Here is a 26920-nt window from a genome sequence, read left to right as displayed (position 1 = left end):
CCAACTCGGCCGGCGCGCCTGACGTCTCGTCAGAGGGCAGCGGCGACCAGCTCGGCGAGCTGGACGGTGTTGAGCGCGGCGCCCTTGCGGAGGTTGTCGTTGGAGATGAACAGGGCGAGACCGCGGTTGTCGGGAACACCCTCGTCCTGACGGATGCGGCCGACGTAGGAGGGGTCCTTGCCGGCGGCGTACAGAGGCGTGGGTACGTCGCGGAGCTCGACGCCCGGGGCGTTCGAGAGGATCGCGGTGGCGCGCTCGGGGGTCAGGGGCGAGGAGAACTCGGCATTGACCGCGAGCGAGTGTCCGGTGACGACCGGGACGCGGACGCAGATGCCGGAGACCCGCAGGTCGGGCAGCGACAGGATCTTGCGGGACTCGTTGCGGAGCTTCTGCTCCTCATCGGTCTCGTTGAGGCCGTCGTCGACCAGCGAACCGGCGTAGGGAAGGACGTTGTAGGCGATCGTCTCGACGTACTTGTCCGGCTCCGGGAACGTGATGGCGGAGCCGTCGTAGGCGAGCTCGCGGGCCTTGTCGCCGGCAGCCGCGACCTCGCTGACAAGTTCCTCGACGCCGGCGACGCCGGAGCCCGAGACCGCCTGGTAGGTCGATACGACGAGCCGCTCGAGACCGGCTTCGTCGTGGAGCGCCTTGAGGACCGGCATCGCGGCCATCGTGGTGCAGTTGGGGTTGGCGATGATGCCCTGGCGGGCCTCGATGACCCCGGCCATCGCCGAGGGGTTGACCTCGGAGACGACCAGCGGGATCGACGGGTCCTTGCGCCAGGCCGAGGAGTTGTCGATGACGATCACGCCGGCGTCGGCGAACTTCGGCGCCAGCGCCTTCGAGGTGGCGCCACCGGCGGAGAAGATCGCGATGTCGAGGCCCGAGGGGTCAGCGGTGGCGGCGTCCTCGACGACGACCGAGCGGTCACCGAACTCGATGGTCTTGCCCGCCGAGCGTGCCGAGGCGAAGAAACGGACCTCGCCGAGCGGGAAGCCGCGCTCGAGCAGGATCTGGCGTACGGCGACGCCCACCTGTCCGGTGGCTCCCACGATTCCCAGGTTGACGCTCATCGGCCGGTCCCTCCGTAGACGATGGCCTCTACGTCGCTGTCGAGGCCGAATGCTTTGTGTGTGGCGCGCACGGCGCGGTCGAGGTCGTCGGCGCTGACGAGCACCGAGACGCGGATCTCCGAGGTCGACACCATCCGGATCAGGACCCCCTCGGCGGCGAGCGCGGCGAAGAACTTCGCCGTGATCCCCGGATGCGTACGCATCCCGGCACCGACGATCGAGAGCTTGCCGATCTGCTCGTCGGCGACCGGGTCGGCGAAACCGACCTCACTCTGGATGTCGCCGAGCGCCGCGCGGGCCCTCTTGACGTCGGTGCGGGGCAGCGTGAACGAGATGTCCGTGCGCCGGGTCTTCTCCGCCGACACGTTCTGGACGATCATGTCGATGTTGATGCCGTTGTCGGCGAGGGTGTCGAAGATGCGGGCGGCCTCGCCGGGCTCGTCGGTGACGCCGGCGACGGTGATCTTGGCTTCACCGCGGTCGTGGGCCACGCCGACGATCTCCGGGGTGTCGCCATCGGCGTCGGTGCCGTAGGAGACCTTCTCGACCTCCACGTCACTGAACGCCTCTGCGGCGGCCTGCACGGCGCGGTCGACCTCGTCGTCGCCGACGACGACCGAGACCCGGACCTCAGAGGTGGAGATCATCTGGATGTTGACGCCGGCCTGCGCGATCGCGGAGAAGAAGTCGGCGATCTTCTTCGGCTGGGTGCGCAGCCCGGCACCGATCAGGGAGACCTTGCCCATCCGGGGCTCGGTGTTCACCCTCTCGAAGCCGAGCTCACCGCGCGCCTGCTCGAGCACCTTCCCGGCTCGCTCGGCGTCGTCGCGGGGCAGCGTGAAGGTGATGTCGGTGCGGTCGGTGCCGGCCGCCGACGAGTCCTGGACGACCATGTCGACGTTGATGCCCACCCCGGCGATGATCTCGAAGACCTTCGCCGCGGCGCCCACCTCGTCGGGTGCGTTGACGACCGTGATCTTGGCCTGGCTGCGGTCGTGGGCGATGGCGGCGACGATCGGCGCCTCCATCCCGGCGTCGCCGCTGCGCTGGTGGTCGGCATGCGGCGAGACCGCGTCGATGCTGCCCTTGACCACGGTGCCGTTGAGGGTCGAGAAGGAGGAGCGTACGTGGATCGGGAGGCTGTGACGCCGGGCGAACTCCACCGAGCGCAGGTGGAGCACCTTCGCTCCGGAGGCCGCCAGCTCGAGCATCTCCTCGAAGGCGACCGAGCTCAGCTTGCGAGCGGTCGGGACGATCCGCGGGTCGGCGGTGAAGACGCCGTCGACGTCGGTGTAGATCTCGCAGACGTCGGCATCCAGCGCCACCGCCAGCGCGACCGCGGTGGTGTCGGTGCCGCCACGGCCCAGCGTGGTGATGTCCTTGGTGTCCTTGGAGACGCCCTGGAAACCGGCCACGATCGCGATCGCACCGTCGGCGAGTGCTGCCTGGATCCGCTCCGGGGTGATGCTGAGGATCTTCGCGCGCCCATGCTGCGCGTCGGTGATCAGACCGGCCTGCGACCCGGTGAAGGACCGAGCCTCGTACGCCAGCCCGCGCTCGTTCGCGACGTCGTTGATCGCCATCGCCAGCAGCGCCATCGACTGCCGCTCGCCGGAGGTGAGCAGCATGTCGAACTCACGCGCGTGCGCGGTCGCGTCGGGCGAGACCTTGTTGGCGAGGTCGATCAGCTCATCGGTGGTGTCGCCCATGGCAGAGACGGCCACGACAACGTCGTGGCCCTGCTCTTTGGTCGCGACCACTCGCTGAGCGACGCGCTTGATGCCTGCAGCGTCTGCGACCGAGCTGCCACCGTACTTCTGAACGACGATTCCCACGGCGGGAAAGTCTACGTTGCCGATGCGGCCGTCTTCTCCAGCATCTCATCAGCGGCAGCCAGGTCCTCGTCCTCACCGGTGAACGGCTCGGAGTCGAGGCGGTCGTGAGCGACCACGGTGAGCAGCGCGTTGAGCACGGCACCGGCCAGGTTGCCCCAGTTGTTGACGTAGCTGAACTGCCACCACCACAGCGCCTCGTCGACGTCGCCGAGGCGGTAGTGACGCAGGCCGTACTCCAGGTCGGTCACCAGGCTGGCGACGTCGTCGGAGATCTGGCTGTCGACCACGTCCGGGCTGTACGGATCGAAGACGAAGCTGTAGGTGTCGATGTCCCCGAACATCTCGGCGAGCCCCATCCGGAGCTCGTCGACGTCGGCTTCCATGCCCACGTCGGGCTGGAACTCCTCACGAGGCTCGAAGTCTTGCTGGGCGCCCAGTCGCGCGCCCGCCAGCAGGATCTGGCTCACCTCCAGCAGCAGCATCGGGACAGCGCTGCCACCATCGCCGTCCGCAGCGATCGCGCGCACCGAGAGCAGGAAGCTCTCCACCGAGTCGGCGATGCTGGTGGCGAAGTCCTTGCCGGTCAAGTCGTTCGTCATGACGGCCCCCTTCCCGAGGTCCCTTGAATCGTCAGGCTACCGCCGAAGTCGCGCCCTGACGAGGGTAAAGAGTCGGCTCTTAGGGATCGCACAGGTAACGGCTACTCAGCCGCGCGGCGTCCGGCGAAGGCTCGGCCGAGGGTGACCTCGTCGGCGTACTCCAGATCGCCACCGACCGGGAGACCGCTGGCCAGACGGGTGACCTTCAGCCCGAGCGGGCTCAGCTGACGGGTCAGATAGGTCGCCGTCGCCTCGCCTTCGAGGTTGGGGTCCGTGGCGAGGATCACCTCGGTGATCCCGGGGTCGTTGAGCCGCTGGACGAGCTCACGGATGCGCAGCTGGTCGGGGCCGATCCCGTCGATCGGGCTGATCGCGCCGCCGAGCACGTGATAGCGGCCGCGGAACTCGCGGGTGCGCTCGATCGCGACGACGTCCTTGTACTCCTCGACCACGCACAGCACCGACTGCTCGCGACGCGGGTCGCGACAGATCCGGCAGGTCTCCTCCTCGGAGACGTTGAAGCAGACCGAGCAGAACTTCACCTTCGCCTTGACCTCGTTGAGGATCGAGGCAAGCCGATGTACGTCGGCGGGGTCAGCCTGGAGCAGATGGAACGCGATCCGCTGGGCGCTCTTCGGACCTACGCCCGGCAGCCGTCCCAGCTCGTCGATGAGGTCTTGGACCACACCCTCGTACAACTTGGTTATCGCCTGTCTCTAGCTGTGCTTATCTCAAAACCCGAGCTTGAACGGCGGCTCGCCGCCGCCGGGGGCACCGGGGCCGCCGAGGCCGCCCGCGAGCGGGCCCATCGCCTCACCCGCGAGGGCGTCGGCCTTGCCCTTGGCCTCGCGGTAGGCAGCGACGATCACGGCGCCGAGGTCCTCGAGGTCGTCGGGGTTGCTGCCGTCGAACTCGCCCTGCTTGATCTCCACGCCGACCAGCTCGCCGGTGCCGGTGAGCTTGACGGTCACCGCACCTCCGGCGACGGTGCCGTCGACGATCGTCTCAGCGAGCTTCTCCTGGGCGTCGACGATCTGGCTCTGCAGCGCCTGGGCCTGCTGCATGATCGCGTTGAGGTCGAAGCCGCCCTCGCCGCCGAGGCCTTCGAGTGGGTTCGTCATCTGTGCCGTCCTAGTTGTGAGGAATCTCTTCGATCATCGTTGCACCCAACTCCTGAGCGAGCAGCGCCTCGGCGCCCATCGCGGCAGGCCCGTCGTAGGCTTGGTCGTCGGGGTTCACCGCGGCATCCGCCTCCGCCAGGCGGGCCACCGTGTCGTCGACAGGGGGCTCGTAGTCGGCCGCACGCGTCGGCCGGATGGCCTCCCGAGCCAGCGCGATCGCTCCCGGGTCGGCCGACTGCATCGATGACGTCGCCGGCGGCTCCGGCGGGGCGGGTGGCTGGTCGGGGGGCGGTGGCTCGGCCGCCCAGTCGGGCGGTGGCGCCTGCTCGTTCCAGGATGCCTCCGGCGGCTGTTGCGGCTGGGTGGGCTCCTGGGGCTGGCTCGGCTGCGGCGGAGGCGCGGCGTGCCGCTGCGGGGCCCCTTGGCCGCCGCCCGCGACGATCGCCTCGATCTTCGGCTGGATGCCGATCACGTTGACCAGCGCCTGCCCGAGGATCGGCTCGTGCCCGCCGGTCGCGAACCGGTCGCGGAGACCCGGCGAGGCGAACCCGAGGGTGAGCACACCGTCGCGGAAGTCGACCACCTGGGCGTTCTGGCCCACCAGGGACCAGGTCGCCCGGCGCAGGCCCTTGGTCTGCGCGATCACGTCGTCCCACAGGCGGCGGACGTCCACGTTGCCCATACCGCCCGGGGACTGCGCCTGAGGCTGTGTCTGGGGCGGCGTCTGTGGCTGAGCCTGTGGTTGCGACTGAGGCTGGCTCGGCGGCTCCGGCGCCGCCGGCGCCTGCTGAGGAGGCATCTCCGCGGCCGGAGCGGACTCGCGGGCCGGCTCGGGGGTCGGGGCGTACGCCTGGGCGGGCTCGGGCTGCGGCGCCGCCGGAGCGACGGTCTCGTGCCCCGGCGCACCGACCGACGGCTTGAGCACCGGCCGGTCCTGGGCGGGGGCGGCCGCCGCCGGAGCAGCGGTCACCGTCGGCGTACCACTGATCTCGATCCGCCTCTCCAGACGGTCCAGCCGAGCCGCGAGACCGTCGGCACCGTCCGCGGCGGGCAGCAGCACCCGGGCACAGATCAGCTCGAGCAGAAGTCGGGGAGCGGTGGCTCCGCGCATCTCGGTCAGACCGGTGGCGACCGCGTCAGCGGCTCGCGAAAGATCGTGTGGACCGAAGCGTCCGGCCTGGGCGACGAGCCGCTCGCCGCCGTCCTCGGAGACGTCGATGAGCCCAGTCGCGGGCGCGTCCGGGACCGCCTTGACGATGACCAGGTCACGCAGCCGCCGCAGCAGGTCCTCGGTGAATCGCCTCGGGTCCTGGCCGGTCTCGATGATCTTGTCGATGACACCGAAGACCGCGGCGCCGTCATGGGCCGCGAAGGCGTCGACGACCTCGTCCAGCAACGCGTCCGGGGTGTAGCCGAGCAGCCCTGCGGCCAGTTCGTACGTCACGCCCTCAGGCCCCGCACCACCGAGCAGCTGGTCCATGACCGAGAGGCTGTCGCGCATCGACCCGGCGCCCGCGCGCGCGACCAGCGGCAGCGCGGCCGGCTCGACGTTGATGCCCTCCTTCTCGCACAGCGTCGAGATGTAGTCGGAGACCAGCTTGGGCGGGAAGAGGCGGAACGGATAGTGATGGGTGCGCGACCGGATCGTCGGGATGACCTTCTCCGGCTCGGTCGTCGCGAAGATGAACCGCAGATGCTCCGGCGGCTCCTCGACGAGCTTGAGCAGCGCGTTGAAGCCCTGCGTCGAGACCATGTGGGCCTCGTCGATGATGTAGACCTTGTAGCGGCTCTTCACCGGCGCGAAGAACGCCTTCTCCCGCAGGTCACGGGCATCGTCCACGCCACCGTGCGACGCCGCGTCGATCTCGATCACGTCGATGCTGCCGGGCCCGCCGCGCGCCAGGTCCCGGCACGACTCGCACTCCCCGCACGGATCCGCGATCGGCGCCTTCTCGCAGTTCAGCGCCCGCGCCAGGATCCGCGCCGAGGTCGTCTTGCCGCAGCCACGTGGCCCGGAGAAGAGGTACGCATGGTTGACCCGGTTGCCCGCCAGCGCATTGCGCAGCGGGCCGGTGACGTGATCTTGGCCGATGACCTCGGCAAACGTCTCCGGCCGGTAGCGGCGGTAGAGAGCTAGCGGTGCGTCCACCCGATAGACCCTAGCCGCGACCGCCGACAGTTCGTAACCACCCGCCGCGCACGTTCAGCACCGTCTCGCCGTCGAGCATGCGCGGGAAAAGAAAAGGCCCCCCACGTACCCAACAGAGCTCGCTTATCCTTGCTGCCTTCCGGCCCTGGGGAGGTTCGACAAGATGTCACCACATGGGGGGTTGCCGAAGAGTCTAGACGAGTCCGCTCGCCGATCCCAAAGCACACCCGCTGGCCCCCCGCCGATTTCCTCCATGATCACGGAGCCGCGTAGGATCCCTCACGGATCTGTCGCCTAGTGGCCTATGGCGCACGGCTGGAATCCGTGTTGGGTTAACGCCCTCGGGGGTTCGAATCCCCCCAGATCCGCCAGCACAAACCGGCGCCTGATCTGCTTTCGAGCAGGTCAGGCGCCGTTCATTTATCCAGTGTGCGCCGGCCGCTGCGCGCGGAGCAGCGCGATCCCGAGAATCAGTCCTCCGGGCACGATCACGATCGGTGCCACCGGGTCCGCGAACCCGGTGCCGACCAGAGCCACGACGCTGACCACGCCGAGCAGGATGCTGACGACCGTGGTCGCACGTCCCGCCCGGCGGACGACGCCATGACCGCGCACCGCTTCCGCGGCGAACACCATCGACGCGAGCGCGAGCAACGACAAGGCGGAAACCAGCGGGACCGTCAGCACATCGAAGTCCCGCACGAGAGGCGGCAGATTCTCCGGATCGGCGAACAGGCCCAACCCCAGAGCCACGTACGCCCACCACACGACCAGCGTGGCCATTGCCGACCACCACGCGAGCTGGGCGAGTCGTCCGGGCGCCCCGGTGCGGATCTGGCGGGCAGCCAGAGCCAGGAGCGCCGGGGACACGAAGAGGAGCAGCCCCGTGAGCAGTGCGTAGACCGGATGATCCTGGGTGATCTCGGCCTGCGTGGAGTTCGCCAGCGCATTGACCGCCACACCTTCGCGTTCGGCTGCGGCCACGAGATCCCGCTCGAAGCCGGCTCCGATGGTGACGGCAACCACGACATACCCCGCCAGCACCGCGACCGCGCCGATGTACGCCCAGCCGGCCGATACTGCCCACCGCGGCGCCCGCTCGCGGTCAACGCGGCGTACAGGCTGGTCGCCGCGGGCGATCTTCTTGACGTTCATCCCTCAGCCCACCGCGTGCTCGGCCCGGGCCGCGGCCTTGCGCTTGGCCGCCTGCACCGGGTTGTCGACGACGAGGACGTCCTCCGGGTCCGGTTCGGTGTGGTGCTGCAGGGTGTAGAACCGCACCTCGTGACCGTCCGGATCGTGCAGCAGCGGCAGGATCCAGCCGAGAGTCGCAGGCTGCACGCCGGCGTGCCGCTCCCCGAGTTCGGTCAACCTGTCCCCGAGCGTGCGGAGGGCGCCCTCGTCGGCCACTCCGATCGAGAAGTAGTCGAAACCGGCGGCGGCACGGGCGCGTTCGGGATCGAGTCTCAGGCCCAGGTTCGGGCCACCGTTGGGGTGCACCAGGCAGATGCCGTCGAGCTCGCCGTCCGTCTGGAACTCCACGACGAGCTTGTACCCGAGCCTTGATTCGTACCACCGCTGGGATCGCCGAAGGTCGGCGACCGGCAGTTTGAGGTGGTGGACGCCGGCGAGAGCCGGTGCTTCGTGGTCGCTCATGTCCACTCCTGACTTGCAGTGTGACTGCAATTTCCTAATTGCAGTTATACTGCAACTCGTGCCTTCAGAAGTCAATCCCCCCGCTAGGGGATCTCGTGCCGAGCGGACCGAGCAGGCGATCGTCGCCGCGGCCCACGAACTCTTCGCCCAGCGCGGCTATCGCGGCACCGCGCTGACAGACGTCGCCAAAGCCGCAGGAGTCTCCGACCGAACCATCTACGTCCGCTTCGCCACCAAGGCACACCTGCTCAAGCGAGTGGTCGACGTGGCCCTCGTCGGTGACGCCCTGCCGATCGCCCTGGCCGATCGCGACTGGATCGATACGGTGATGAACGCCCCCACGCTCGAGGAGCGTCTCGCTGCGGACGCGGAAGGCACCGCGCTGATGATGGATCGCATCGCGCCCGTCCTCGCCGTAGCCATGCAGGCCGAGGCGGACGAGCCGTTGATCGCAGCGGCAGCCCAGGCGGCTCGCGAGTCGACGCTCGAGCAGGTGCGCGCCTTCTGGGAGAAGCTGCACCGCGACGGGCTGATGAGCCCCGATGCCGACCTCGAGTGGGTGATCGCCACCAGCGCACTGCTGGCGAACGCCGAGACGTACGTCCACATGACGCGCACACTGCGCTGGACACCCCCCGAGTACCAGGCGTGGCGGCACCGCACCTGGCGCCACCTCGCCATGGCCCCGTCTACGTGAGGCGCCTCAGTCCAGCACGGCGTACGCCTCGACCTCGACGAGCACGTCGGGCTCGAACAGATAGTCCACGCCGATAGCGGACAACGGCGGCAGCGGTTGCGGGATGCCGAGCTCGTCGATGACGCTCTCGAGCCCGGCGACGAAGTCGTCGTACTTGTCCGGGGTCCAGCCGGTGACGAAGAACCGAAGTCGTACGACGTCGGCGAAGGTCGCGCCGACGCCCGCCAGGCCGCGGGCGGTGTTGCGGAGGGCATGGGCGAGCTGGCCGGCGAGGTCGCCCGGAGCTACCCCGCGACCGAGCTCGTCCCGGGCAATCTGCCCTGCGACGTGGACGTGGCGGGTGCCGGTGGCGACGGAGACGTGGTGATACGGCACGGGCTGGAACATGCCTTCGGGGGTGAGTAGATCGACGGACACGATGAGATTCCCTCCAGGAGTTAAGGTTTCTCATGTGTACTTGGTATCCAGAGGACACTTCAACGAGACTAGGTGTCATGCCGGATACCAGCCCGAGCCCGCTGCGCCTGACCCAGGAGCATCGCGAGCTCCTCGATCAGCTCCTCGACAAGTGGTCGCTCCAGGTGCTCGACACGCTGTGCGAGCGGCCACGCCGCTTCAACGAGCTGCGCCAGGCGATCCCGGCGGTCACCCAGAAGTCACTCACCACCGCGCTGCGTCGACTGGAGCGCAACGGCATGGTCGAGCGCATGGTGCTGAGCACACGCCCGGTCGCGGTGGAGTACCGCATCACCCCGCTGGGCAGCACCCTGCAGGACCTCATCGACCGGCTGTACCACTGGACGACCACGACACTGCCCGAGGTCGAGGCAGCACGCGAAGCCTTCGACCGCTCGGTCTGAGGCGCTACATCGAGCTCTTGCGCCGCGCGAACAACGGTCGCAGGACCAGCGCGAGACCGAGCGCACCACCGCCGGCGATGCCCCACCAGATCGCGTTCTCGCGGACGGTCGCGAGCGGGTCGACCTTCTCCCGGGCCATCGGTGCCTGCTCGACATCCGGCGGCTCGGCGGCCTCCTTGACTGCGGGACGGGTGAGAGCGTCGTACGCGTTCACCACGCCGGCACCCCAGAACCGGCCACCCTGGCCCTCGCGGCCCGACGTGGTGCTGTAGAGGCGGTCGATGACCTGGGCGGCGCTCCAGCTCCGGTTGGTCGACCAGATCAGGGCGAGCACGGCCGAGACCTCGGCGGAGGCGAAGGACGTCGAGATCGTGTCGACCCAGCACGGCTGGCCGAAGAGCGTCTTCGACGGCGCCCCGTACGTCGGCGCGGCGACGTCGGTGTTGGAGTTGGGCAGCACCGTGGAGTCGGGGTCGGAGGCCCAGGTGCCGGAGGCGCTTACCGTCACCACGGAGTCGTTGGCGTTCGGGAAGACCTTGGGGCCCATGTCCCGGTCGGTCGCCGTGGCGACACCGGACCAGTCCGCTGCCATCACCACGATGGCCCCCTTCTTGATGAGCGTGTCGACCGCTGTTTCCAGGCCCGCGGCGCCCTCTGTCGCGGGCAGACCGATGTCGACGATCAGCCCCTTCGCGTTGCCCTTGGCCAGCGAGTTGAGCTCGGCCACCATCCGCTTGGCGTCGATCGTCGACTTCTCCTGGCCGACCTTCAGGACCGGGTGGTCGCTGAGCGTCGCCTTGGGCGCGATCCCGGTGATCAGACCAGCTGCGACGGTGCCGCGATAGTCCTGCGCCTTGGCGCTGTAACCGGAGTCGACCACCGCGACACGGATCCCCTGACCCTGCTTGCTCACCTTCTGCGCTTCACCGATCCGCATGATCGCGAACGGAGCCACCGTCTCCGGCACCGGCGCCGTCTTGGTCTCCGCCTTCTGCGGGGCACCGCCACCGGTGTTCTGCGCATAGGCCGAGCAGTCGGCTCGTTCCTCCGCTGCGTACGCAGGGCTCGGGCCGCCGAGCAGAGTCAGCCCACCGACGGCGGCCGCGAGCGCGATGCCAGTACGCACCAGCGTCACTCGGTCGCCACGCACTTGCTCTCCTGAACCTCTCCGGTGGTCGGCGGGCACAACGCCAGCTCGGTCGAGAGCGGAGCGCCGGCCGGGAGCAGCCTCAGCCACGTGCCGGGCACGATCGGACCCGAGTCGTTCGACAGGCCGAGCCGCTCGACCGTGAGCTTGCCGTCGAGGGTGTTGGCGGTGCCGCGGGCGTCGATCAGGTAGGGCGTCGCGCTCTGCTTCTGGAGCTCCTCGCCGTTGGCGGCGAAGACGAAGGCTCCCTTGCCGGGATCGACCCGGGCCGCGGTGAAGTCGGTCGCCGCGGGGGGCTCCGACGACGGCCAGGCCCTCTCACCCGGGTCGACACCGAGGCGTACGGTCGTCTTGTCCTCGGTCTCGAGCTTGGCGCAGACGCTGCCGGTTCCGGGCTCGAGGGTCGACGCCGGCCACGAGGTCTCCAGCCGCTCGCCGTTGATGTTCGGCTGCGAGCTCAGCGATTGCTGGTTGCCCTTGCTGCCGAAGGCGACGTCATAGATCTCGCTGGCGAAGTCGTCCAGCCGAATCCAGCCGGACTCGGTCATCAGGTAGTTGTTGGCCTGATAGTTGGCCTTGGTGCCGATCGGGTATTCCTCGCCCTCGACCGTGCCACCGACCTTGGTGAAGGCACTTCCGAAGGAGTTGCCCGACAGCGGCGCGCCGGACGGGAAGAGGTTGACCCAAGCCTGCGGAACGGTCGGCGTCGAGACCGGCCCATCGAAGGTGCGGTCGGCGTAGGTCTCCGAGTCGCCCTCGATCTTGTAGCTGTACGCCTGGGTGTATCCGTCGGTGGTCTCGTGCTCCGCGATGAGGTAGCTGCCCTCTTCGGTCTGCACCATGAAGCCGGTGTCGGCGGCGGCCTTGACGTCGGGGGCCGCGGAGATGTTCAGGAACGTCCCCGCGCCGTTCGCGGTGCACGCGGTCCATCCGGTGTTGATGAAGTCGGACTTCTGCGGCAGTTCCTCGGGGACACGGGGGCCGGAGAGGCCGATCGTCTCGCCGGGGAACTCCTTGTCGATCTCCTCCTGGTCGATGACCTTTGACCTCTTCTCCAGGTCGAGACCGAGGATGAGCTGCGCGCTGGCCAGGTTGACGACCGGATGCAGCTCCTTGGCCTTGTCCGGGCCGGTGACGACGTAGCGCGCACCGCCCTTGGTGACGATCAGGCCGTCCTCGTCGGCCCAGCCGGTCGCGGCCTTGGGCGAGAGGAAGTGGGCGACGGCCCCGCCGGCGATGAGCAGCACCGCGAGTACGACGCCACCGAAGACCGAACGACCCGGTCGGGCCGGCTCCACCTCGCGCCCGCCCGGAGCGCCGGAGAGGAACGCGGAGACGAGCCGGCGACGGCTGAAGGCATGCGCCTCTACGAGGTCCTTCTTGCTGGCCATCAGAAACCAGCCACCGCGGCGCCGAAGAGGCCCGAGGCGAGCACCATCAGCGGCAGCATCGCGAGCAGGCAGGTCGTCTCGGCGACATCGGCCAGGCGACCACGACGGATCGAGCCGACGTCGGGGACCAGCGTCAGGACCAGGAGTACGCCACCCGCAGCCGCCAGCACGACAGCGGTCGTCGGCCGCCACGACTCGTGGTAGACCAGCAGCGCGGCACCGATCGCGAGCAGGCCGGCGATCCCGGAGACCAGCCCGACGAGCACCTCCGACCCCGTCCGGTACTGCCGGGTGCGCAGCATCAGTACGACACACGCGGCGAGAGCCAGCAGCGTGCCGAAGAGCCCGAGCCGCACCACGAACGGCGAGGTCAGCACGACCAGGACGCCGACGGAGAGGGAGATCGCGACCAGGATCTCGTGGGCGACCTTGGCGTCGACCCTGACCTGGTCGGCCCGGATCTCGTCCGGATCGAGGTTGATGTCCTCGTCGGAATAGAGCTGGGGCACGTCGGTCTTGGTCGTGCTCAGCGCGAGCCACGGGAAGAAGCTGCCGGCCAGCACCACGACGACCAGCACGATCCCGAGCACCACACCGGCCTTCCAGCCGGTCATGGTCAGCAGCATGCCGGCCACCAGGAAGACGCCACCCACGAGCGCCCCCGGCATCGCCAGCATCCGGGCCTCGCCGAGGCCTAGGAAGCCGATCGCGGCGGCGAGCATCGCGCCCGCGCCGGCGAAGGCCAGCGGCATCCCGACGCCACCATCGAGGGAGGCCGAGCCGATCAGGAAGCCGGCGACCGCGCCGTAGACCTCACCGATCCACACCGCGGCGATCGCGGCGTCGTTCTCTGCCTCGAGCCGGGAGAGCACGATCGCGCCTCCGGCGAGGACGATGCCGATCACCCCTGCCGCGACGCCGGCGAGCATCGACGGAGCCTGCGTCCACAGCGCACCGGCACCGAGGAGCAGCAGCAGCGCAGCAGCCAGGAGTGACGTACGTCGTCCTGCTTCCGGCTTCCAGGGGGCCATCTCGCTCTCGACGACGTCGGTCATCGCCTCGACCACGTCGTCATAGACCCGCGGCGGCTTGTCGTCGATACCGGCGCTCACGGTGAGCACGCCACCGTCTTCGACGCCTTGCGGGATCAGACCGAGGTCGCCGGCGAGCTTGCGGCCGTCGGCGAGCACGACGCGGTAGCCGGCGTACGCCGTCTGCGGGTCGAGCAACCCGACGCTTCGCGCAAGCTCAGGCACGAGCTCCGCCACCGGCACCGAGCCTGGCAGCACCAGATCCATCCGACGTGTGCCGGAGGCGACTGTGACCCGGACCAGCCCAGTGGGCGCCACCTGCGCCTGCGTCATTTCACGAACTCCTCGCGTCGTGCCTGTGCCCGAGACGAACCGACCGAATGTCCCGAGAGCTAGACCTACCTCGCGCCCGCTGAATCAGACAGCGAACATCAGCGCTGACTTTGCCATAAAACAAGCACTGAGGGGACCGGTGCCCCGCACCGATCCCCTCGTGTTTGCCTGTGTGCTGAAGAACTCAGCCGCCGAAGCCGCCGGCACCGCGACGGTCCGCGTCGTGCATGTTGGCGTTGGCCTCGTTGACGAACTTGCTGCCGCGGTCCAGAGCCATACCGAGCTCGCGGATGCTCTGGTTCCACTTGGCCTGCGCCCGGTTGTAGGCGGTGGCCGCCTCACCGGTGAAGTTCTCCTGGAGGCCGAGGATGTGACGCTCGAGCTCGTCGAGCTCGCGGTCCATGTCCGCAACGCCCTTGAGCAGGACGTCGGTGATGGAGCCCATCTTCCCGTGGTTTACGACAATCTCTTCACCCATGTCAGTTCCTTCCAGTCCTGTGCTTGAAATGCGGCCTGACCGGGTGGTCAGCCACCCATCTTGTAGGAGATGCTGTCCATGCTGGAGGTGACGGAGCTGGACTGCCCGGCAACATCCTCGTCGGCCTGGCTACCGACCTTGCGGGCGTTCTCGAGACCCGCGGTGAGCTCGTCGAGCGCGTTGGTGATCTCGCGCGACTTCTCGTTGTAGGTGTTCATCAGCTGCTGGAACGAGGTGCCGCCGGCACCCTTCCAGCCCGATGCGCCCTCCGCCTGGGCCTCCGAGACGGTGCGGCTGTTGACGCTCTGCAGCTTGGCCTTGGTCTCGTTGATGAAGTTGACGGCGGTGTTGATCGCCTGGCCTTGCTTGATCTCACTGCTCATGGTGCTGTCCTTCCACCGGCGGAACCGGCTTTCCTAGGTTAGATACCTGTTGGAGCCCGGCTCCCGATGGGCTCCCCCGAGGTCCGGACAATGTGTTCTTACCCCGTCTCCGGAGTTCTAAACACAAATCTCTGAACTTTTTCAGCCCTGCTGCCTAGCCGTTGAAACCTGATTCCCACAGGTGTCGGAAGAACCCTGAGGAAACCACGAACGAAGCGATGACCGCGGCGCCGCACAGCGACTCCGCCCAGTCGGCCCGAGACGCCCATTTCGCCGAGCGCCAGCCCCGGCCGGTCGCGATCGCCGCGATGATGACGGCGAACCCGATCACCACGACTCCCAGACCGAACCAGGAGACCAGCTCCGGGTCGGCCCAGCCTACGAAGGCACGGACGCCGACCGCCAGCGCAATAACCCCGGCAACCCGGAGTACGCCGCGAGGAAGCCAGTAGCGATAGCTGCGCGCCGAGAGCAGGATGACGAAGGCACCGGCCAGCGTGATCAACCAGCCGCCGATCCGGTCCACGTCGTCCGTCGCGGTCGCCACCAGCGCCGGTCCGCTCACCGCGACCACGGCGAGAACCGCCCAGGAGGCCGCCGCCAGGGTGCGGGCGCCACGCCCTGCCACCTCGGTGACCTCGTCGATCGGGACCGTCGCCTTGCCGGAGGTGGTCTTGGCCCGTGCCGACCAGGCGGTCACCGACAGCTTGGAGACATCGAGGAGATAGGAGTCAGGGACGTCGACGGCGTACGACGGGACGATCCGCGCCGCCAGAGCGGCCGCCGCGAACAGGATCGACCACGGCACCTGCGGCGAGGTGCCGAGCAGGGCGCACAGCGCGGTCACCACGAAGACGACGACGCCGGTCGTCGTCCAGATCTTCAAGGCCTCGTCGACGGTGTCGACGAGCGACCGCGAGATCGTCGCGACGACCGCGGCGCTCAACCCGGCCACGCCGACCGCCATCGGCAGCGTCTCGGGCGCCGGGTCGACGGTGATGACGAAGGCGGCGCCGGCGGCGAAGGCCGGAGCGGCGATCGCTCGGCGCGCTGCGTACGGCCCCGCGGGAATGATGCCGATCAAGGCGCCGAGCGCGAGCAGACCGGCGATGGCCAGTCGCTGCCAACCGTCGGCCTGGGCTCCGAACCCGGCCGCAGCGACCGCCAGGAGGGTGGCCAGACCGACCCAGTAGAACGAGAAGCTGCCTGCTCGGACCGGGGCGGCCGTCTCGACGACCTCGCGCCGCGCGTAGGCCTGGGTGGGCGGCGAGTCGGCGGCGAGCAGGGCGCCCGAGGCGATGCCGCGGGAGGCGAGCGACGCGTCCGGCTGGATCACCTCTCCACGGCGGTCGCGCAGCACCGGAGCCGCGGGAAGGCCGACGGCCGTCGCGTACTCCCGCGCCAGGTCCGAGGCGTGCGCATCGGACGGAACGACGATGTCGACCACTCCGGCGGTGCCGTGGACCGTGACCGCCAGGCCGCCTGCTGCGAGCGCCGGCTCAACGGCATCGGCCGTCTGAGTGGGCATGACACCTCCCGGATGCGTGATGACCCTGTGACAGAGTTCCACATCGGAAGCTCCACCGCCCGTTTTACCCGACCGGCACGGTTAAGGGTAGTAGCCGGGTAGCGGGCACTCTAAGATCCTGACCACCTGCGGCATCCGGGCCCGCGGGGCACTGAACCAGTCTCAGGGGGACACGTGACCATCGCTGCGACAGCCGGCGGTACCCGCACCGAGGAGCCGGAGGTCCCCGAGGGGGAACTGGCTCTGAATGCTCCGCCGGCTATCGAAGAGGGCGAGGGCGTCGGGGGCATCCTGATGAACGCCATCCCCATGCTCGGTGGCCTCGGGTCGATCGTGCTCATCGCGACCATGCAGTCGGGCGCGGGCGGTTCCCCGCCGATCCAGCGCTACATCGCCGCCGGCATGTTCCTCTTCGCGACGCTCGGCTTCATCTTCGTGCAGATCGACCGGCAGCGTAAGCAGAAGCAGAAGCAGGTCGGTGGGCAGCGCACCGACTACCTGCGCTACCTGGCCGGCATCCGGCAGTCGGCGCGCAGGGCCGGTGAGCAGCAGCGCAAGGCGCTGACCTGGCACTATCCGGCGCCGTCCTCGCTGCCCGCGATCGCCGAGGAACGCAGCCGGCTCTGGGAGCGCTCGAACACCCACAAGCGCTATCTCGACGTCCGCTACGGCGTCGCGCACCAGCCTTTGGCCCTGACCCTGGTGCCGCCCCAGCAGACCCCGATCGACCAGGTCGACCCGGCCTCGGCGAGCGCGCTGCACCGGCTGCTGACGGTCCACCGGGTCCAACCCGACCTGCCGGCGGCGACCAACCTGCGCGGGTTCGACAAGATGGAGATCTGTGGCAACGAGGACCAGGCCCGAGCGCTCGCCCGCGCGCTGATCTGCGGGATGACGGCCTTCCATTCCCCTGAGCAGCTGATCGTCGCCGTGCTCACCTCCGAGCGCAACCTGGCCGAGTGGGACTGGGTCAAGTGGCTCCCGCACGCGCAGAGCGGCCGCGAGGTCGACGCCGTCGGGCCGCGCCGCATGGTGGTCACCAACATCAACGACCTCGGCGCCCTGCTCCCGACCGAGGTCGGCGAGCGCGCCCGCTGGGGCACCGACGACCGGATCCCCTCGCCGCAGGTCGTGGTCATCGTCGACGGCGGCTCCGTCCCGCCGGGCAACCACGTGCTCCCGGACGACGGCATCCAGGGCGTCACCGTCATCGACCTGCCGACCCACTGGGACGAGCTGTTCGACTCCAGCCGGGTGCGGTTCCTCATCGACGACGAGGAGCCCGACGAGAACAACACGGTCTCCGGCTACCAGGTGCGCGTACGCATGGACCCGGTCCGTCTGCGCGTGGACCAGATGAGCATGGCCGACGCAGAGGCCTACGCCCGCCGCCTCACCGCGCTCTACACGGTGGCCCCGGAGGGTTCCGACGCGGCCGCCGAGACGCCTCAGGACACCGAGATCGCGGCTCCGAAGGACTACATGGCGCTGCTCGGTCTGGGCGACGTACGCTCCTTCGACCCGGACGTCGCCTGGCGTCCTCGCGCCAACCGCGACCGGCTGCGCGTGCCGGTCGGCGTCGGTGAGGCCGGCCAGCAGATCTACATGGACATCAAGGAGTCGGCCCAGCAGGGCATGGGGCCGCACGGCCTCGTCATCGGCGCGACCGGCTCCGGTAAGTCGGAGTTCCTCCGCACCCTCGTCCTCGGTCTGGTGCTCACCCACCCGCCGGAGGTCCTCAACCTGGTGCTGGTCGACTTCAAGGGTGGTGCGACCTTCGCCGGGATGGCGGGCATGCCGCACGTCTCCGCGGTGATCACCAACCTCGAGGGCGAGCTCACCCTGGTCGACCGTATGCAGGACGCGCTCTCCGGTGAGATGACCCGCCGCCAGGAGCTTCTGCGCGAAGCCGGCAACTTCTCCTCTCTGAAGGACTACGAGAAGGCGCGTACGCAGGACCCCTCGATGGATCCGCTGCCGTCGCTGTTCATCGTGGTCGACGAGTTCTCCGAGATGCTCTCGGCCAAGCCCGAGTTCATCGACCTGTTCGTCGCGATCGGTCGTCTGGGCCGATCGCTCGGCATCCATCTGCTGCTCGCCTCGCAGCGCCTCGAGGAGGGCCGTCTGCGCGGTCTCGACTCGCACCTCTCCTACCGCGTCGGTCTGCGCACGTTCTCCGCGCAGGAGTCGCGGACCGTGCTCGGTGTGCCGGACGCCTACGAGCTCCCGGCGATTCCCGGCCTCGGCTACCTGAAACCCGACCCGACCAACATGCAGCGGTTCCGGGCTGCGTACGTCTCGGGGCCGCCGGCCGCGGGGTCGCGGATCCGCCGTGACGAGGGCGGCAAGCTGCAGGGCATCTTCCCGTTCTCGATCGCCGAGGTGAAGCAGCTGGCGATGCCGGTCGAGGAGGAAGAGCGTCCGGCCACCCCGGTCGTCGGTGCGGACGGCGTCGAGAAGTCGATGCTCGACATCGCCGTCGACCGGATGACCGGCCACGGCACCCCGGCCCACCAGGTCTGGCTGCCGCCGCTCGACATCCCCGACACGCTCGACACGCTGATGCCCGACCTGACCACCTCGCCGGAGCTCGGTCTGCACTCGCCGGCCTGGAAGCGCCTCGGTGGACTGGTGGTGCCGCTCGGCATCGTCGACAAGCCGCGCGAGCAGCTGCGCGACACGCTCACCGTCGACCTGCGCGGGGCCGCCGGTCACGTCGCGGTCATCGGTGCGCCCCGCACCGGTAAGTCGACCACGCTCCGCACCATCGTCACGTCCATGTCGCTGACCATGACGCCGCAGGAGGTGCAGTTCTTCGTCCTCGACTTCGGTGGCGGCACCTTCGCACCGCTGGCCAAGCTCCCGCACGTCTCCGGTGTCGGCACTCGTTCCGAGCCCGACGTCGTACGCCGCGTCCTGGCCGAGATCTCCGGCATCATCGACCGCCGCGAGGCCTACTTCCGGGCGCAGGGCATCGACTCGATCGAGACCTACCGCACCCGCCGTGCTCGCGGCCAGGCCGACGACGGCTGGGGCGACGTCTTCCTCGTCATCGACGGGTGGGGCACGCTGCGCGCCGACTTCGACGACCTCGAGTACGCCATCCAGGAGATCGCTCCGCGCGGCCTGACCTTCGGCGTCCACATCGTTGCCGCAGCCGGTCGCTGGGCCGAGTTCCGCTCCTCGATGCGCGACGTCTTCGGCACCAAGCTCGAGCTCCGCCTGGGCGACCCGATGGATTCCGAGCTCGACCGCAAGCTCGCCGCCCTGGTGCCGACCGGGCGCCCGGGTCGAGGCATCGTGAAGGAGAAGCTCCACTTCCTCAGCGCCCTGCCCCGCATGGACGGCGACGGCTCGGCGGCGACACTGGGCGATGGCGTCGACGACCTGATCTCCCGGGTGTCCGCCGCCTGGCAGGGTCCCGCCGGACCGAAGCTGCGGCTGCTGCCGGAGCGGATCACGATCGAGCGGATCCGCGAGCAGGCCGGGGTCACCGAGGAGAAGCCCGGCAAGCGACTGCTTCTGGGCATCAACGAGAAGGAGCTGGCCCCGGTCGGCCTCAACCCCGACACCGAGCCTCACCTGCTCGTCTTCGGCGACGGCCAGTCCGGCAAGTCCTCGATGCTGCGCAGCATCGCCCGCGAGATCATGCGGACGCACACGCCCAAGGAGGCGCAGATCGCGGTGGTCGACTACCGGCGTTCGCTGCTCGGCGAGATCCCCGAGGACTACCTGGTCGGCTACCTCACCTCCGCGACGCAGGCCAACCCGACGCTGAACGACCTGGCGGCGTACCTGACCAAGCGGATCCCGGGCCCCGACGTCACCCCCGAGGAACTGCGCAGCCGGTCGTGGTGGTCCGGTGCCGAGCTGTTCGTGCTCGTCGACGACTACGACCTCGTCTCGACGCAGCAGGGCTCGCCCCTGGCTCCGTTGCAGCCGCTGATGGCCCAGGCCGGCGACGTCGGTCTGCACGTCATCCTCGCCCGCCGCTCGGGTGGTGCGTCGCGCTCCCTCTACGAGTCGGTCATCCAGTCGATGCGCGACCTGGCGATGCCGGGCCTGCTGCTCTCCGGCAACCCGGACGAGGGCCCGCTCATCGGCAACCTGAAGCCGGTCCCGACCCTGCCGGGTCGTGGGCGCCTCGTCACCCGCGACCGCGGCATCGAGGTCATCCAGCTGGCCTGGAGCGAGTCGACGGTGTAGTTCACCCGCCACGAAAGATGCCACGGCCCGCGACCTGATCCAGGTCGCGGGCCGTTGCTCTACAGAGTTCCGGTGCCGTTGTTGTTGGACGCCTTGCGCAACGGTGGGTGGGTCTCGTACTCGTCGGCGGCGGGCATCTCCCACGTCTCGGCGGTGAACCCGTCCTTGCCGGAGATCAGGACCGACGCCTTGTTGAGATACTCGTAGTCCCCGTCGCCTGCGCGGAGCGGGTTGACCAGGTCGTCCCTACCGTCACCGTTGACGTCGGCGACCGCGGGGATCTGAGACCCGCTGAGGGCGTCGTCGTTCTTGACCGGGTCGTCGATGTCCCATGACGGCTCGGCGACGAACTTCTTGCCCTCGGGGTCGTAGGAGTAGACGCGGATGGCCCACTTCTGGTCCACGATCTCCTGGGTGATGAGCTCGTCCTTGCCATCACCATTGACGTCGGCGAAGTTGGACGACCCGGCGACCCGATCACCGTCGGGCCCGGGCACCTCGAGGTCGGTCTTGGTGAGCTTCGAGCCCTGGCTCATCAGCAGGACCACTGCGGCCGGTGATGCCTCCCTGGCACCCATGATGACGTCGGCTCGCTTGTCGCCGTCGAAGTCACCGACGTCGAAGTTGACGTCGAAGGTGGGGCCCTGCCAGGGACCGGTGTACCAGTCGGTGCTCTTGCCCCAGGTGTTGTCGGCCTTGCTCGGCATGACCGTCATCTGGAACTCGAGGTCCTTGAGCTTTGCCAGGTCGGCGTCCTCTTCAGGGAGCTTGGTCCCGTTGCCGACCGAGATCATGCCGATGTCGTCTCGTCCGTCGCCGTTGAAGTCGGCGCAGAACATGGCCAGGCGCTTGCCGGACGCCGGCACCTGGATGGCGCCGTCGGGTTGATGCTTCGCGTTGGAGTCGACGTTGAACGAGGATCCGATGCCGGAGACCTGCACCACGTCGACCCGCCCGTCGGCGTCCAGGTCGCCGAGCAGGTTGCCGAACTTGAGGCCCTTGGTGGTGCCGGCCTCGAAACCCTTGCCGGTGGAGGCGAAGAGGGTCGCGGCATTGCTGTCCCAGTTGTAGTTGACGTCACCGAACGGCGCACCGAGCACCAGGTCGCCCAGCCGGTCCCCGTCGATGTCTCCGCTCACGGCCGGCTTGGGCTTCGCGGGAGTGTTCTCCGTGGTCGCGAGGGTGACTCCAACCGCGGTGCCGCCCGCGAGGACGACCGCCAGCGCCGCCGCGCCGGCGATCCACCATTTGGCCTTGGCACGCTTGAGGGTGACGGTGGCTCCGGACGCGAAGCCCATCTGTCGCCCGGCCATCGCGGCGAAACGGTCCCGAACCCGGACCGCCTCGTTCGTACGCTGGGCCGGATCCTTGGTGAGCAGACCACGTTCACCGGAGAGCAGATCATTGGCCTGGAGGGTGAAGTCATCGCGACCCGGCAGCGTCGGGATCGGCTGTGATCCGTGGGCCATCGCGGTCTCGACGTCGTTCGCCCCGGTGAAGGGAACGGTCCCGGTGACGAGCTCGTAGAACAGGCATCCCAGCGAGTAGAGGTCGCTCGCCGGAGTGGCCGGCGCGCCCATCGCTCGCTCGGGGGCCAGATAGTTCCAGGCACCGGAGTGGATCCCGGGTCTGGCTGTCGCGGAGTCATCAGCGCGCGCCGCGGCGAAGTCGGCAAGGTAGGCGTAAGGCGGAGTGTTGCCGTCGCGCAGCAGGATGTTCGACGGCTTCACGTCGCCGTGCACCACGCCGACCTCGGGCGAATGGATGGCTGCGAGACCATCGGCGATCTGGGCACAGATGTCGGCGGCCAGCGGGCCGGGGAGACGGCCACGGGCCTTCAGCAGCGAGCCGAGGTCGCCGCCGTCGGCGAACTGGGAGACCAGGTAGGGGGCGCCGTCGTTGGTCCGGCCGTTGGTGTAGACGCCCATGATGTGGGGCGAGTCCAGCTTGGCCATCAGCGTGGCCTGCTTGTCGAACCGAGACACGAACTCGGGGTCCCGGGCACCGTGCCCGAGGAGCACCTTGATGGCGACCGCTCGGTTGAGCCGGGTGTCGGTGGCCCTGTAGACGACCGCCATCTCGTTGGACGCCACCTGCTGCTCGAGCCGGTAGGGCCCGATCATGCCGGGCGCATCCGCTCCTAGCACGGTCGCCGGCAAAGGGGCCTGCACAGGGGGAGGCGGGGGCGGCGGGGCCTGGGTCGGCGGCAGGGTCGGAGGAGGCGGTGGTGTCGGAGCAGGAGGCGGCGGTGGCTGCGGCGTACTGGAAGGTCCGCTGGGCCGAGCGACCCGGGGCCTGATCGTGGTCTTGTCGGGGTCGTCGACCGGCGGACGCTCGAACGACTGCTGGGGCCCGCGCGGGGCGTTGTCAGGGGTTCCGGTGGAATCGCTCATCCGAGGGTTCCTCCCATCAGGTTGTAGCGGCGTACATCGTCGGGCGACTTCTTCCACGTCGCCATCATGTGACCGGGGAACGTGCCGGTCTTCGAGGCCAGCGCCACGTAGAAGGCGTAGGGGCTTTCGCTGGTGTCCTGCGTAGCCGCGACGATGTCGGTCCGTCCGTCGCCGTTGACGTCGGCAACGGTCACGGGATACCTGCTGGTGGTCTTGAGGGTGTTGCGGGGCTTGGGAAGCTTCCCCCGGTTGGCGATCGAGAACTGGGTCAGGTCCTCGCTGAACGTGCCGACGGTGATCGACTGGCCCTCGCCACGACCGGATTCCGCGGCGACGATCTCATCGCGACCGTCGCCGTTGACGTCACCGGCGACGAACGAGCTGATCGATTGATGCTTGAAGGAGAACGGCTTCGCAGCAGCGACAGACGTCCCCTCTCCCTGGTAGAGGTCCAAGTCCGACGTGCCAGACGTGAGGGTCATGTCCTCCGGACTACCTTCGACCCGATTCAGGACCACCAGATCGGCCTTCTCGTCGCCGGTGAACTCGCCCACCGCGACCTGCTCCACCGGTACGGCCGGATAGGACGCGAAGAGTGTCGGCTCCGCAAACCCTGACCCCGTGCCTCGGTAGACCCAGATCGTGCCGTCCCCGGCCCTTCTCCCCTGCGTGTCGAGATCGGGGTTCGGGTTGCCGAAGTGCGCGCTCATGAACAGATCGGCGACACCGTCACCGTCGAAGTCGTCGGTGCCGAGGTCGTAATAGAAGTTCGAGCCCGTCATCTTCTTGCCCTGCTCGACAACCCCCGCGGGAGCTTTGAGGGATCCCTCCAGATCACCGTGGAACTCGAAGCCCTTCTCGCTTCGCACGAAGGTGACGAGCGTGTTCTTCCCGTCGCCCGTGAAGTCGCCGCAGAGCGGAAATACCTCGCCCCCGTCGTTGTCGGCCGGAAGCGCAGGGTCGTCGTATGTGACGGGTTTCGACGGGGTCAGCGTGCGGCCGTCCGACTTCCAGGTGACGACATCCACCCCCTCGCCGTCGGGGTTCTGGACGTTGGTGATCACGTCTCCGAACTTGTCCCCGTTCACATCCGCGTACGCAGCGCCCTTGACGGTCGGCACGATGGGCTCGGGCCCGTGCTCGACCCAGGGCTGGGTGATCGCGAGGGCTCCGCCGACCCCGAGTGCGGCGACGCCGACCATCGCGGCACCGACCCGGAGCGGAGTGATCTTGGACGGCCGCTGCGCCTCCTCGATCAGGATGGCTTCGCTCTCGGAGGGCGCCCGCACGGCCGAGACCGGGATCGGCACCGGGTTGGGGTCGGTCATCGACGGCGCGGGCACGAGCTGAGCGGGCGCGGTGATCTCGCGCAGCTTCAACAGGTCGTCCTTGAAGACTGCCGCGCTCTGGTAACGGCTCCGGCGGTCCTTCGCCATCGAGAGCTGCAGGATCCGGTTGGCTGCCTTGGTCCAGTCGTCGGAGCCGACGAACTGCGGGATCGGCGCGCTCTGGTGGGCCATCGCCACCTGCACGGCCGCACCCGAGTAGGGGAGCTTGCCGGTCAGCGTGAACCAGAGCATGCAGCCGGCCGCGTAGATGTCTCGTGACGGCTCCGGCGAGATCGGCCGGCCCTGCGCGTCACGCTCGTCGCGAATGTATTCGGGCGCCAGGTAGTTCCAGGTGCCGGTGATCCCGCCGGCAGGCGAGTCGGAGGACGAGGTCGCGATCCCGAAGTCGCACAGGTACGCGAACGGGTCGAGGGGGCTCGCGGGGTTACGTACGAGCACGTTCGACGGCTTGACGTCCTGGTGGATGATCCCCGCCTGGTGGGCGTCGTGAAGCGCCCCCGCCACCTGGGCGTTCACCAGGCAGGCCAGGTGCGGCGCCAACGGTCCGTTGCTGCGTACGAGTCCGGTCACATCACCGCCCTTGATGAACTGGGTGACGATGAACGGGCTGCCCTGCTGCTCGCCGATGTCGTAGATCGCGATGATGTGGGGCGACCTGATCTGCGCCAGGGTCTGCCCCTCGCGGATGAACATGTCGATGAACTGTCGGTCGGCGAGGTGGGCATGCACCATTTTCAGGGCGACCTGCCGTTCGAGCTTGGTGTCGAAGGCGTCATAGACCACGCCCATTCCACCCTCGCCAAGAATGCGATCCAGGCGGTAGTGGCCGAACACTGCCCCGGGATGAAGCGTCGTCATGCCCGCACCCTATTCAAGGGTGGCGGAACCCAACCACTCCAATGCGCTAAAAGTCGTCTACTTCTTGGTCGGCGACCATTCGACGATGGTCGAGACGAGCGGCGCGACCTGTCCGGAGCGGGGACGTACGCTGTCGACCTTCTTGTCGATCACCGTCACCGTCGGGTTCATCACGATCGGCACGACTATCGAGTCCCGGACCAGCGTCTTCTCGATCTGGACGCGTACGTCGCGGGCCTCGTAGGGGTCGGCGGTGCGGGCCAGCTCGCTGATGAGGCGGTCGCGCTCGCGGTCGCCGCCGCCGGTCGCGTTCCGGCTGCCCTTGCTGCCCCACTGCGCCGAGATCTCCTCCGGCGTCTGCGGGACCGGGATCCGGACGAGCGCGGCGTCCCACTTGCTCCCGGAGAACACCTTGTCGGCCGAGGACACACCACAGTCGGTGGTGCCCCAGCCCTCGTCGTCCACGACGTTCGAGATGGTGTCGTAGGCGCCCGAGGCGAATGCGCTCGACTTGTCGTAGGAGATGCACACCTTGGCGCCGCGCGGGGCCGTCGCGTCCTCGGAGGCCTTGAACTTCGTGGAGAACCCGGAGTCCTCGGTCGCGATCTGGTAGCCCTCGCCACCCGGCGGGAACAGCACGACATCGGTGGCTTCGTACGTCTCGGCCCACTCGCCCGCGCCGCCCTCGGCGATGTCGCCGCGGGGCACTGCCCGCAGATAGGCCGTGCGGGTGTCCTTGCGCTTGAACAGGCCTCGGTCGGTGCGGAGGATCAGTGCCCACATGGTGCCGTCGTTGGCGTTCGCGACGCCGTAGTCACGGCGCTCGAGGTCACGCACCTGTTTCCGGTTGGCCTTGGTCGGGGTGACCTGGACGACGTCGACCTTCTCCCCCAGGCTGTCCAGGGCGTCGGAGCTGGCCGGGGTGAGGCGTACCTGCTCGTAGGTCGGCTTCGCCTCACCCGCATATTCCGGGTTGGCCTCCAGGTCGACCTCCTGGCCGCTCTCGCCGACCGAGATCTTCGAGATCCGGTAGGGCCCGCTGGAGAGCAGCGCCTCCTCGGAGGCCTTGCCGTTCTCGGCGACCGCGAACGACGAGCTCCACACCTCCGCGATCTTGGTGAGCTTGGCGGTGTCGGACTCCTCGATCGCGGTCTCGACGACCTCCTTGGCCTCGATCGGGTCCTCGATCTTCAGCGCCTTCTGCCCGACGACGTGCGCCGGCACGGCGACGTCCAGGGCCGTACGCCAGTCGACCACCGGAACCACCAGCGGGACCTCGATGGCGCGCGCGCCTTCGTCGACCTCGGGGATGTAGGCGCTCTTGGTCAGACCGGTCGGCACCGCGCCGAAGTCGACCTTGCCATCGCTGCCTTCCTTGGAGGTCGCGAAGTAACCCGAGGTCGCCGCCCAGGCGAGCATGAGGTCGGCGGTGTCGATCGGTACGCCATCGGACCAGGTCGGCTCGGCCAGGTCGTAGCGCACCCGGGCCTGCTTGTCGCCCTCCATGGTGACCTTGCCGAAGGTCTCGTCCATCTCGACGGTGTCGTTGACCAGGGTGCCGAAGGCCCCGCGGGTCAGCGAGGCGATGTCGAGGTTCCCATCGGTCACGCTCGCCGCGCTCGCCGGGTTGGTGCTCGTCAAGGACTCCGTCCACGCGACGGCGACCTCAGACCCCTCCTCGACCGAGGCGGGAAGATCACCCGAGCAGGCGGTGGCGACCAGCGCCAGACTGGCAACGGAAACGAGTCCCGCTCGACGACGTGCCCCAGGATGCACCTTCAAGTCCCCTCTCCGAGACAACGGACGCCCAGATCCTAACGAGCCTCGGGGGGG

The 26920-nt window shown here is 68.7% G+C and carries 21 protein-coding genes, 1 tRNA gene, 1 other RNA gene and 1 pseudogene; 4 read left to right on the top strand and 20 right to left on the bottom strand.

Annotated elements, in window-relative coordinates:
* Positions 1–29 precede the first annotated feature (29 nt).
* The 8 genes and pseudogenes from ACFX43_RS04335 to ffs all read right to left on the bottom strand — a co-directional run bounded on the left by ACFX43_RS04335 (position 30) and on the right by ffs (position 6960).
* Positions 30–1073 (bottom strand): aspartate-semialdehyde dehydrogenase, encoded by a 1044-nt coding sequence (locus tag ACFX43_RS04335; RefSeq protein WP_378817451.1) that lies wholly within the window; start codon positions 1071–1073, stop codon positions 30–32.
* Positions 1070–1564: an ACT domain-containing protein gene (locus ACFX43_RS04330; RefSeq protein WP_378817454.1), complete on the bottom strand. Its 495-nt coding sequence runs from the start codon at positions 1562–1564 to the stop codon at positions 1070–1072. The genes ACFX43_RS04335 and ACFX43_RS04330 overlap by 4 nt, the downstream gene beginning before the upstream one ends.
* A gap of 39 nt (positions 1565–1603) precedes the next feature.
* Positions 1604–2908, bottom strand: a pseudogene (locus ACFX43_RS04325) (aspartate kinase); the annotation flags it as partial.
* Positions 2909–2919: 11 nt separating this feature from the next.
* Positions 2920–3507 (bottom strand): DUF5063 domain-containing protein, encoded by a 588-nt coding sequence (locus ACFX43_RS04320; protein ID WP_160025786.1) that lies wholly within the window; start codon positions 3505–3507, stop codon positions 2920–2922.
* A 101-nt stretch (positions 3508–3608) separates the two neighbouring features.
* Positions 3609–4205, bottom strand: coding sequence for a recombination mediator RecR (gene recR / locus ACFX43_RS04315; RefSeq protein WP_008356228.1), 597 nt, complete (start codon positions 4203–4205; stop codon positions 3609–3611).
* Positions 4206–4238: 33 nt separating this feature from the next.
* The gene (locus tag ACFX43_RS04310; RefSeq protein WP_378817442.1) at positions 4239–4628 is read right to left on the bottom strand and encodes a YbaB/EbfC family nucleoid-associated protein; all 390 of its coding nucleotides are present in this window, start codon (positions 4626–4628) and stop codon (positions 4239–4241) included.
* A 10-nt stretch (positions 4629–4638) separates the two neighbouring features.
* The gene (locus tag ACFX43_RS04305) at positions 4639–6777 is read right to left on the bottom strand and encodes a DNA polymerase III subunit gamma and tau (protein WP_378817439.1); all 2139 of its coding nucleotides are present in this window, start codon (positions 6775–6777) and stop codon (positions 4639–4641) included.
* A gap of 92 nt (positions 6778–6869) precedes the next feature.
* Positions 6870–6960, bottom strand: an RNA gene (gene ffs / locus ACFX43_RS04300) — signal recognition particle sRNA small type.
* 100 nt (positions 6961–7060) lie between these two features.
* Between ffs and ACFX43_RS04295 the strand changes: the two genes are divergently transcribed.
* Positions 7061–7148: transfer RNA gene (locus tag ACFX43_RS04295), tRNA-Ser, on the top strand.
* Between the two features lie 49 nt (positions 7149–7197).
* On the opposite strand, the gene ACFX43_RS04290 is transcribed toward ACFX43_RS04295, so the two are convergent.
* Together ACFX43_RS04290 and ACFX43_RS04285 are read right to left on the bottom strand one after the other, a co-directional pair.
* Complete coding sequence (locus ACFX43_RS04290) at positions 7198–7932, bottom strand: hypothetical protein (protein WP_378817436.1); 735 nt, start codon at positions 7930–7932, stop codon at positions 7198–7200.
* Between the two features lie 3 nt (positions 7933–7935).
* The gene (locus ACFX43_RS04285) at positions 7936–8433 is read right to left on the bottom strand and encodes a VOC family protein (protein WP_378817433.1); all 498 of its coding nucleotides are present in this window, start codon (positions 8431–8433) and stop codon (positions 7936–7938) included.
* Positions 8434–8491: 58 nt separating this feature from the next.
* On the opposite strand from ACFX43_RS04285, the gene ACFX43_RS04280 reads away from it, so the two are divergent.
* Complete coding sequence (locus ACFX43_RS04280) at positions 8492–9130, top strand: helix-turn-helix domain-containing protein (protein ID WP_378817431.1); 639 nt, start codon at positions 8492–8494, stop codon at positions 9128–9130.
* Positions 9131–9136: 6 nt separating this feature from the next.
* Here ACFX43_RS04280 and ACFX43_RS04275 read toward each other — a convergent pair whose 3' ends face one another.
* The gene (locus tag ACFX43_RS04275; RefSeq protein WP_378817429.1) at positions 9137–9547 is read right to left on the bottom strand and encodes a RidA family protein; all 411 of its coding nucleotides are present in this window, start codon (positions 9545–9547) and stop codon (positions 9137–9139) included.
* A 77-nt stretch (positions 9548–9624) separates the two neighbouring features.
* Between ACFX43_RS04275 and ACFX43_RS04270 the strand changes: the two genes are divergently transcribed.
* A complete protein-coding gene (locus ACFX43_RS04270; protein ID WP_378817427.1) occupies positions 9625–9990 on the top strand; it encodes a winged helix-turn-helix transcriptional regulator in 366 nt (121 codons plus the stop codon).
* Between the two features lie 4 nt (positions 9991–9994).
* On the opposite strand, the gene ACFX43_RS04265 is transcribed toward ACFX43_RS04270, so the two are convergent.
* From ACFX43_RS04265 to ACFX43_RS04240, 6 genes are all read right to left on the bottom strand, one after another.
* The gene (locus ACFX43_RS04265) at positions 9995–11140 is read right to left on the bottom strand and encodes a S8/S53 family peptidase (protein WP_378817425.1); all 1146 of its coding nucleotides are present in this window, start codon (positions 11138–11140) and stop codon (positions 9995–9997) included.
* Positions 11122–12528 carry a type VII secretion protein EccB gene (locus ACFX43_RS04260; RefSeq protein WP_378817422.1) on the bottom strand — a complete coding sequence of 469 codons (1407 nt, stop codon included), beginning with the start codon at positions 12526–12528 and terminating at the stop codon, positions 11122–11124. The genes ACFX43_RS04265 and ACFX43_RS04260 overlap by 19 nt, the downstream gene beginning before the upstream one ends.
* Positions 12528–13892 (bottom strand): type VII secretion integral membrane protein EccD, encoded by a 1365-nt coding sequence (eccD, locus tag ACFX43_RS04255; protein WP_378817419.1) that lies wholly within the window; start codon positions 13890–13892, stop codon positions 12528–12530. The genes ACFX43_RS04260 and eccD overlap by 1 nt, the downstream gene beginning before the upstream one ends.
* 184 nt (positions 13893–14076) lie before the next feature.
* A complete protein-coding gene (locus ACFX43_RS04250; RefSeq protein ID WP_378817416.1) occupies positions 14077–14370 on the bottom strand; it encodes a WXG100 family type VII secretion target in 294 nt (97 codons plus the stop codon).
* A gap of 47 nt (positions 14371–14417) precedes the next feature.
* Positions 14418–14753: a WXG100 family type VII secretion target gene (locus ACFX43_RS04245; RefSeq protein WP_091043262.1), complete on the bottom strand. Its 336-nt coding sequence runs from the start codon at positions 14751–14753 to the stop codon at positions 14418–14420.
* A gap of 154 nt (positions 14754–14907) precedes the next feature.
* Positions 14908–16281, bottom strand: a complete 1374-nt coding sequence (locus tag ACFX43_RS04240; protein ID WP_378817414.1) for a hypothetical protein — start codon at positions 16279–16281, stop codon at positions 14908–14910.
* 174 nt (positions 16282–16455) lie between these two features.
* Here ACFX43_RS04240 and eccCa point away from each other — a divergent pair, with 174 nt between their 5' ends.
* Positions 16456–20487 (top strand): type VII secretion protein EccCa, encoded by a 4032-nt coding sequence (eccCa, locus tag ACFX43_RS04235; RefSeq protein ID WP_378817411.1) that lies wholly within the window; start codon positions 16456–16458, stop codon positions 20485–20487.
* A gap of 59 nt (positions 20488–20546) precedes the next feature.
* Here the strand turns inward: eccCa and ACFX43_RS04230 are convergent, their stop codons facing one another.
* The 3 genes from ACFX43_RS04230 to ACFX43_RS04220 all read right to left on the bottom strand — a co-directional run bounded on the left by ACFX43_RS04230 (position 20547) and on the right by ACFX43_RS04220 (position 26728).
* Positions 20547–22610, bottom strand: a complete 2064-nt coding sequence (locus ACFX43_RS04230) for a protein kinase (protein ID WP_378817408.1) — start codon at positions 22608–22610, stop codon at positions 20547–20549.
* A 266-nt stretch (positions 22611–22876) separates the two neighbouring features.
* Positions 22877–25087, bottom strand: a complete 2211-nt coding sequence (locus ACFX43_RS04225; protein ID WP_378817405.1) for a protein kinase — start codon at positions 25085–25087, stop codon at positions 22877–22879.
* 57 nt (positions 25088–25144) lie between these two features.
* Positions 25145–26728 (bottom strand): ABC transporter substrate-binding protein, encoded by a 1584-nt coding sequence (locus ACFX43_RS04220; protein ID WP_378817404.1) that lies wholly within the window; start codon positions 26726–26728, stop codon positions 25145–25147.
* Positions 26729–26920 lie beyond the last annotated feature (192 nt).

The organism is Nocardioides sp. YIM B13467 (assembly GCF_042788075.1).
Taxonomy (GTDB): domain Bacteria; phylum Actinomycetota; class Actinomycetes; order Propionibacteriales; family Nocardioidaceae; genus Nocardioides.
This window is presented reverse-complemented; position numbering and strand designations above follow the sequence as displayed.